Consider the following 6,970-nt stretch of genomic DNA (forward strand, 5'->3'; position numbering starts at 1 on the left):
AAATCAACGGTTTTTTGAACGTCACGGAAGTTTTGTGTAACTAAATAACTTAATAAAAACAGTTATTTAGAAACGTATTCTACTCCCACTCGATCATTCACCGAGTCAATTTTCATTATATTTCAGTGTTTTAGATGTATGATAATAGCTTTGTGTAACAACGTGTAAACGCATTTTATTCCACATTATCAATGCGTTATCTAAGTTATTGGGATCCTGCATCGTAGATGCACAATGTGTCAATCGCCTACCTACACAAAGCTGCCATCACCTCCAACTAAGACGACTGCTTCGCCTTGCGACCTACGACCGTGACGCTGTTTAGTGCAGCATCCAGTTCACCCTTCAGCACAGCTTCCTTCACCTTCGTCAGAACCGTGCTGACCTCAGATGCGCTAGCGCACTCGATAGCGTTCTTGCCCTTCGCAAGCTCGATCGGTTTGCTCCCGTAGCGCACAGTCAGTTGCACAGTGTCATCAGCGTTCACGACCCACCAACGCTTGATGCGCTTCGCGACTTCCCGACGATGCTGATTGCCGTTCTCGTCAGTGATCGTGACGATCTTGGTCGCAGTAAAAGCTGCGTCCGCTGCGAGACTGATCTGCTGATCGATCTTGTCTGCCAGCTTGCGCCGACGCACGAAAATTCGCCCTTGTGCCGTCTCTGGTCGAAACTCGACCAGCTTCAGCGATGAAATCACAGACATAGCATTCTCCTTATCCGAGAATGCGATTCTGAATCCATCTCTATGTTATTCCTACCGATTTCCTCATGCCCGCAGTCAATGCACGAAGTTTTTCCGTCACGTCTGCATCCGTCATACGTTCCGCTGGATTCTTGATTCGCTCGATTTCAGCTTCGACTGCACGAATCTTGCACTCCCGTTTGCTGTCCGTCATTGCCGAGATACCGCCACTGAGATTGTCGAGACTGCGACTGGTGATCGCTCGTGGGACGCTGACTGGATCAAGGGTTGGATGATTGCTCGCGCTGAAATCGCACTGTCTGTCGAACCAGATTTGCAGCGATGGATCGATGCTAAGCTGGTCTTCGAGATAAATCAGCGCCCGTTCGAAAGCTGACTGCGCCTTTGCATGTAGCTGCCTTGCCGATCGTCGACCCCGCTGACTCGCCGCCTCCCCGCGATTGTAAAGCATGATCGCCTTCTTCAGCAGCTCCTCATACTCGATGATCGCCCCAGACTTGTTACTAAGCAGATTGCGCTGATCGACAGTGTTCGACCAACTTTCCTCGTATTCCTTGTAACCTTCTGCACCGAGCCAAGTGCGAAGCTGACGATTCTGCACGATTTCGCCACGCCTCAATCGAGACAGCAAGTCGTTCAGCTTTTCGAGTCGCGCAGTGTCCGTCTTGTGCAAGGTGTCGCCCGACATTCATGATGAGAGAGTGCAAAACCGTGCAGCAAAAGGAACCTTTTTCCAAGATGGGAACTACGCTGTGAGATCGAACTCGACACTCTCAGCATCGACCAGCGCACGACACTTTCCGCTCATCGCTGCCAGCTGATCAGCCAGCGTATGATAGCGCGGGAGCTGACCAAGCTGCTCGGACGCGTTCATCAATCTACTCGCACATATTGCGATGGTGCCCAGACTGGGCTCGGAGCGGGTCGAGCGCAGCTTCCGCACATAGCCTTCGCAGCAGCCAAGCCAATGTTCGCTGAACTCGCTCTCGCTGGCCGTAATGCCCTTCGCCTTCAAGAAATTAAAAATCTCCAAAATCACTGTGTTTTTCGTCATTTATTTCTCCCTGTGATAAATACTCTCAGATGCAAGTGATCTGCTCACTGTATTTATCAAAAGCGAGATAAAGGCTGGCGCGCCGATTGTTATGCGCTGTGAATCCGTTCTTGGCATGGCCGCAAGGCATTGTGACGGTAAGCAATTCGAGTGACTCGCTGCTCGGCCTCATCGCACTACCCATCGGTCCCCGCTGGATGCCTGAAACGACAGCCCTATGTGCTTGTAACGTTTGCGATGTTGAAATGGTTGAAAGTCTTGGAAATTACCCCAAACCCCATAGGCTCAAAGTGAGTGGGAAGGACACTTGACCCCACAAGAGCATTGCCGACAGCCGCGATATGAGCTGGCAATGCCCTGCGTAAGACAGCGCGTAATAGGAGCATCGCAAAACCTGCCTCTCTCATGATCACATCATGAGTTGCGTTCATATCGTTAAAGCATACCTCAGTGAATGTGCGTATTCATCATTGCCCTGCAAGGGGCAGTGGTTTGGCTCCCTAGTGAATACCCCGAATGAAAATTCAGGAAATCATCCAGAAGCATTCTGACCTTGATCGTTTCGCTGCTGCGTAATGAGAGCAGAGCGAAGCGATGCGATCATAGCAGCAAGCGAATGTGGAACAGCGAAGCTGGGACGCATGATGATGCTGATGAATGACGATTTATGCCCACATTCCCTGCCATTAACAAATCTCTCAAAGTTTATGAAAAACGCTGAGGTGCTTGGAAAAACACGATTTCGATATGGCTGGATTTCGGTAGGAATAAGTTACTCATAAACTTATCATGTGATTTGTAGGAAATGTTTATGAGGTTATTGCAAAATGGCTCGTGCAAAGGTTCTCTCTCGTGATGAGATAAAGAGGGTCATGCGAATGGCTGACTGCACGAGCAATGGGCTTCGTGATCGTGTCGCTCTCGCTCTGAGCATTCAGGCAGGAATGCGTATTGGGGAAATCTGCAAACTGACGATCGGCGACGTGCGAGGGATCGATGGTCGATCTGTCGAGGTCATTCATCTCACGAAGCATCAGACGAAGGGCAATCGCTCTCGACGTGTCTTTCTCAGCGACGAGCTTCGAAAGCTGCTGAACACGTACCTCGCTCAGATCGAGCAGCTAGATGACAGCAAAGCTTTCATTCGCAGCACTCGCACAGGTGGTCATTTCAGCAACGTGTCGCTCAGCTCCAGGCTCAAAGCGATCTACGAAAGCGCGGGGATCCAGACCAGCAGTCATGCAGGGCGCAGGACATTCGCAACGCGTCTAAACGCTGCTGGTATCGGCATGGCGACAATCCAGCAAGCGCTCGGGCACGCAAATCTCGCTACAACAGCACTCTACTGCTCAGTCAGTGATGAACAGCTGGTCAACGCGGTGAATGGGATTTGAACATTGAATATGTCTTTCTAGATTACTCGCTATCGCTTTTGGGACACCCTACTTCATGCATTCCGGCTAATGCATCATCTATCCCTGTGATATCAAAAGAACTCTTTCCGCCATCAAAAACTTCAATAGTAAATTTATTCTTTCCTGATATTTTCTTAAAAAATGCATCTACATCTTCTGGTTCAGATTCGCCGGAAGCATAATCATTGTTCCAATGGACATCATGGGGTTTTTCATTATCAAATCTAATTTTAGCCGTTTGAGGCAGCATTAGAGATGGAATTCCCTCTCTTGAGGGGAATTCATAATAAAAATATATCTTACCGCCCTTACTGCAGGCAATTTCTATTTTTGCCGGTGTTCCGGAAACAGAATGATTTGAATATGATCTTGTTATCTTATCTGTCATTGCATCTTTATCATCTGACTTGTGCCAAACCACAGATGAGTCGCACCCAGAGAGCGCCATTGCGCTAATCGCGATGATCGGGAAAAGTTTGCGCACAGGCCCTCCTTCGGGGCATTAGTTTTGGGCTACGTACTCGAAATTACGAACTGTAAATCAAAATCATCCACAGTCAACTCTGCATCATGGATGAAATCGAGGAAATCTTTCAGAATCATAGCGCTTGGCGGGCATCTTGCAAGACGCTCATTGGTTGTGCCCACAATCCGCTCTATGAACGCGGACATCGGCTTCTCTGGGCGTGCCCATTGATCGAATGCATCGCCGAAAAATTCGAACAATTGCTCTGATCTGCTAAATTCACCAAATTTTATTTCATGATCCCCCTGCGCCTATCTTGGTATTCCTCTTCCGAAATCACACCTTTTTCGCGAAGGGAATGCAGCTTCTCAAGGTAATCAAGATCGCCTTCTACTGACTTTCTGGTTGTCAATGTGACAGCCATTGGCGAACAGCCATGCAAGCGATTATGCTCTTCAACATATTGATAGACGAAGTAGGCATCCAGAAGCCACCAGAAGCCCAAAACAACCCATCCCATAAAGAATGGAAGCCAGCCGAGCGCGAGTAGAAGCAACTGCGCCAACCCTGATTTAGGACGATTCAGGTAGAAGCGATGAATTCCCAGAAATCCGAGAAACCACCACAGCAGATAAGCTACTAGTATGTTTTTGCCGTCGTCACCGAGTTGGGCAACTTTTCGGGTTTGGATGCCATCCATAATCGTCTGCCGATATTTCCGTAGTGATGCGCCACGCTCACCATTGTGAAGTGACCGTGACGCAAACCACTACCGTGTCAGTGTCACTGGCAAGCCAGCTTCGCTTCCGTCATCGCGTTGACGAGCGTGTCACCCGGACTTCCGCCGGTCCTTGCGCGAGTATCAGCTTCTACAAATTCCTTGAACGAGACCTTTTCCTCGATCTTATCGATTAGGCAGCCGCACGATTTTGCATTACCGCCGCTTGCAACGCAGGACTTCATAAAGCCAGTCACAGACTCAGCCGTGTATTCACTCTTGTGCGATGAGCTAACGAGTTCAGAGACAGCCTTGTTGACGCCACCATCTGATGAGCTGTTTGCCGCTTTCGAGCCACAAGCAGACACTGAAAGCGCAAGCGCGATCAGCGCCGCGAATTTGATTTTATTCATAATTCCCCCTTACTTAACACTCAGAGCAGAAGGCTGCATCATCCGCATTTTCAGCACCACACCTCGAACAAAACATTTTAGCCCCATCCTTGCTTTTCTAATTTTCGAAATATGCTAGCTGTAAGCGAGCATTCTGCAAGCGCGAAAATCATGCGTTATCAACAGTATGTAGAAACACGTAGGCTATAGGCGAATGCAAGAAGGCAGTTCATCATTCGTCAAACTCGTCGTCCTCATCCCAGCGATTGATCGCACGATAGTGTATGATCTCGCACTTCTCTGGTGTCAGCGCACTCGTTTCTAGATCGATGATCAGTTCACGCTTCAGCCCGCGAGTGCCCTGAGCCATCAGCTCCAACCCGCCCAACTCGTAGAGATCATAGAGCGATTCACGCAGCGCAGCATTCATCGCGCCAAAGCCTTCGCCGCTTTGCCAAAAGCCACATCATCGTTCTGCGCCCCGTAGACCTTGCCCCGCAAAGCTCGCTGCTGATCAGCCATCGTGGAATCAGCTTGACGAATTCCCTGCTGGATCTTGGAAAACTCCTTAGAACGGTCCTCAGCATCATTCTGGGCGCTCGGGGTGTTACTGCTGCTCTCGGGCTGCTCTGACTTCTGAGGACCGCTTGCAGGAGAGGCCTTTGGCGGTTTCGCTGATCGTGGGCGTATCTGCTTTGCCAGAGCCGTGTTCCGTGCCGCCAGTTTCCCCGTAAGCTCTGATGCAACAGCCAGGAGCATATCCGCATCCTGCTTGATCGTCTTGCTCTCAGACTCGTCAGCCATCTGCACCAGCAGAGCCAGCCAGCGTGTAATCTCTTCCCGTGCGTCCATGCGATGCACTCCTTCGAGTGTATTTATTACAGGGCACGAAAGCGGCGGTGTTGCGGAGAAACTTTAAAGTTTAAAGTTAGATGGGAATAATTCGACCGTCTTTGTCTCGTCTAAAATCTGCCACAGCATTCGCCAAGCGACGGTCATCGATCAGATGATAGTATGTCTTTCTGATCTCGGTGTCGCTCGTGCCACACATTTCTGCGACTTGCTGAAACGACAGGCCGCTCAGCACTCGTTGCGTGATCATAAAGTGCCGTAAGCTGTATGGTACGATTCCTCGTGCTTCGTGATCAACGATGCCTGCGAGCTTCACCATGCGATGAAAGTGATACAGAATCGCACGATTCGAGATGCGTGTTTTGCCGTCCAAGCTGAAGATCAGATCCGTCCCGCTCTTCGGTTTTGCAAGCTCTTTCCAGCGTTTGAAATAGTGACCGCCCCTGCAATACAGCTTCCGATCTTTGCGAACCTTGCTCGTGCTTTTTCGAACGAAGATTTCCGCTAGTAGCTTCGATTGCAGCACTACAGCTTGATCGTGTGCTTTGAGCTTCACATCGCACCACCGAAGCTGCTGCTGCTCACCAGTGCGAAGCCCCGCGTTCGTTGCGATCAGCACATAGTGCCGTGCAAGCTGCCGCATCTGATACTCATCATCATCGAGCTTGTTAGCCTCACGATCCACATACGAACGCATCGCCTTCGTCAGTGCGTTGTACTCGTCATTCGTGAGCGTTGCCCGCCGCACCGCTTCGTTGTCGATTTCATACTTGTTGAGCTTGGGGAAATCGAACGCTTCGACAGCAGCTTCCTTCTTGCGAAACAGGAACGACTGCATTGCGTTGATCGTGCCTTGCTCGTTGGCAAGCGTAGTATGAGCTACACCGTGCTTGGCGTGTTTCATTCGATATGCGAAGTAGCCTTCCGCAGCGTTGCGCTCCAGTTCCTTCAGCTTCGTGTCGTGCTTGATGTAGTCGAGCCAGTGCCCAAGATGCGTTGAGATTGTGCCGTATCGACCCTTCGTGATCGTGCCCAACTCGACCAGCTTCTGCTTGTCAGCAAGATAGTGATTCACGCCTTCTTCCGTCGTGATCGAGAAGTAGCGTTTGCCAGACTTTTGATCAGAACGAAGTTCGATGTAGCGATCTTCTGCACGTTTTTTGGCTGTCTCAAGATCGCGTGTTTTCAAGCTCTCTCGAACGTATTTGCCCTCACCATCGAGCCACATTCGAAAGTGCCAATACTCACCACGCTGCTCGATAAGAACCTTATCAAACAGCCAGATTCTGCCGTCGTTTGCCTTGACGCGATGTGACATTAGCCACCCCCAGCTATGCGAACCCAAACATCAACGTCGCCTACGATTG

The 6,970-nt window shown here is 50.0% G+C and carries 11 protein-coding genes; 1 reads left to right on the top strand and 10 read right to left on the bottom strand.

Annotated features, from left to right (window positions below):
- Positions 1–277: 277 nt before the first annotated feature.
- Genes G404_RS0116995 through G404_RS0117005 form a run of 3 tightly spaced genes read right to left on the bottom strand, consistent with a single transcriptional unit; the run spans position 278 to position 1,760 of the window.
- On the bottom strand, positions 278–733 hold the full coding sequence (locus G404_RS0116995) for a DUF6641 family protein (protein ID WP_342663730.1): 456 nt from the start codon (positions 731–733) through the stop codon (positions 278–280).
- Positions 734–746: 13 nt separating this feature from the next.
- On the bottom strand, positions 747–1,394 hold the full coding sequence (locus G404_RS19595; protein ID WP_051280916.1) for a hypothetical protein: 648 nt from the start codon (positions 1,392–1,394) through the stop codon (positions 747–749).
- Positions 1,395–1,451: 57 nt separating this feature from the next.
- Positions 1,452–1,760: a DUF6626 family protein gene (locus G404_RS0117005; protein ID WP_028642125.1), complete on the bottom strand. Its 309-nt coding sequence runs from the start codon at positions 1,758–1,760 to the stop codon at positions 1,452–1,454.
- 827 nt (positions 1,761–2,587) lie between these two features.
- Between G404_RS0117005 and G404_RS0117010 the strand changes: the two genes are divergently transcribed.
- Complete coding sequence (locus tag G404_RS0117010; RefSeq protein ID WP_028642126.1) at positions 2,588–3,154, top strand: tyrosine-type recombinase/integrase; 567 nt, start codon at positions 2,588–2,590, stop codon at positions 3,152–3,154.
- 22 nt (positions 3,155–3,176) lie between these two features.
- On the opposite strand, the gene G404_RS20510 is transcribed toward G404_RS0117010, so the two are convergent.
- From G404_RS20510 to G404_RS0117035, 7 genes are all read right to left on the bottom strand, one after another.
- A complete protein-coding gene (locus G404_RS20510; protein ID WP_156906368.1) occupies positions 3,177–3,659 on the bottom strand; it encodes a hypothetical protein in 483 nt (160 codons plus the stop codon).
- A 271-nt stretch (positions 3,660–3,930) separates the two neighbouring features.
- A complete protein-coding gene (locus tag G404_RS20225; RefSeq protein WP_084601467.1) occupies positions 3,931–4,341 on the bottom strand; it encodes an NINE protein in 411 nt (136 codons plus the stop codon).
- 83 nt (positions 4,342–4,424) lie between these two features.
- A complete protein-coding gene (locus G404_RS20515) occupies positions 4,425–4,772 on the bottom strand; it encodes a hypothetical protein (protein WP_156906369.1) in 348 nt (115 codons plus the stop codon).
- A gap of 13 nt (positions 4,773–4,785) precedes the next feature.
- Entirely contained in the window at positions 4,786–4,848 is a 63-nt protein-coding gene (locus tag G404_RS21040; RefSeq protein ID WP_084601468.1) for a zinc-ribbon domain-containing protein, read from the bottom strand.
- Between the two features lie 135 nt (positions 4,849–4,983).
- Positions 4,984–5,181, bottom strand: a complete 198-nt coding sequence (locus G404_RS0117025) for a hypothetical protein (protein WP_028642127.1) — start codon at positions 5,179–5,181, stop codon at positions 4,984–4,986.
- Positions 5,178–5,603: a hypothetical protein gene (locus G404_RS0117030; protein ID WP_028642128.1), complete on the bottom strand. Its 426-nt coding sequence runs from the start codon at positions 5,601–5,603 to the stop codon at positions 5,178–5,180. Before G404_RS0117030 ends, G404_RS0117025 begins: the two co-directional genes overlap by 4 nt.
- 76 nt (positions 5,604–5,679) lie before the next feature.
- Entirely contained in the window at positions 5,680–6,921 is a 1,242-nt protein-coding gene (locus tag G404_RS0117035) for a site-specific integrase (RefSeq protein WP_028642129.1), read from the bottom strand.
- Positions 6,922–6,970 lie beyond the last annotated feature (49 nt).

Origin of the sequence: Novosphingobium acidiphilum DSM 19966, from assembly GCF_000429005.1 — a bacterium.
In the GTDB taxonomy this organism is placed as follows: Bacteria; Pseudomonadota; Alphaproteobacteria; order Sphingomonadales; family Sphingomonadaceae; genus Novosphingobium; species Novosphingobium acidiphilum.

Bases quoted from the DNA above. Each gene is read 5' to 3' on its own strand.
- G404_RS19595 (WP_051280916.1), bottom strand. From the start codon at position 1,394: ATGTCGGGCGACACCTTGCACAAGACGGACACTGCGCGACTCGAAAAG.
- G404_RS0117005 (WP_028642125.1), bottom strand. From the start codon at position 1,760: ATGACGAAAAACACAGTGATTTTGGAGATTTTTAATTTCTTGAAGGCG.
- G404_RS0117010 (WP_028642126.1), top strand. From the start codon at position 2,588: ATGGCTCGTGCAAAGGTTCTCTCTCGTGATGAGATAAAGAGGGTCATG.
- G404_RS20225 (WP_084601467.1), bottom strand. From the start codon at position 4,341: ATGGATGGCATCCAAACCCGAAAAGTTGCCCAACTCGGTGACGACGGC.
- G404_RS20515 (WP_156906369.1), bottom strand. From the start codon at position 4,772: ATGAATAAAATCAAATTCGCGGCGCTGATCGCGCTTGCGCTTTCAGTG.
- G404_RS0117025 (WP_028642127.1), bottom strand. From the start codon at position 5,181: ATGAATGCTGCGCTGCGTGAATCGCTCTATGATCTCTACGAGTTGGGC.
- G404_RS0117030 (WP_028642128.1), bottom strand. From the start codon at position 5,603: ATGGACGCACGGGAAGAGATTACACGCTGGCTGGCTCTGCTGGTGCAG.
- G404_RS0117035 (WP_028642129.1), bottom strand. From the start codon at position 6,921: ATGTCACATCGCGTCAAGGCAAACGACGGCAGAATCTGGCTGTTTGAT.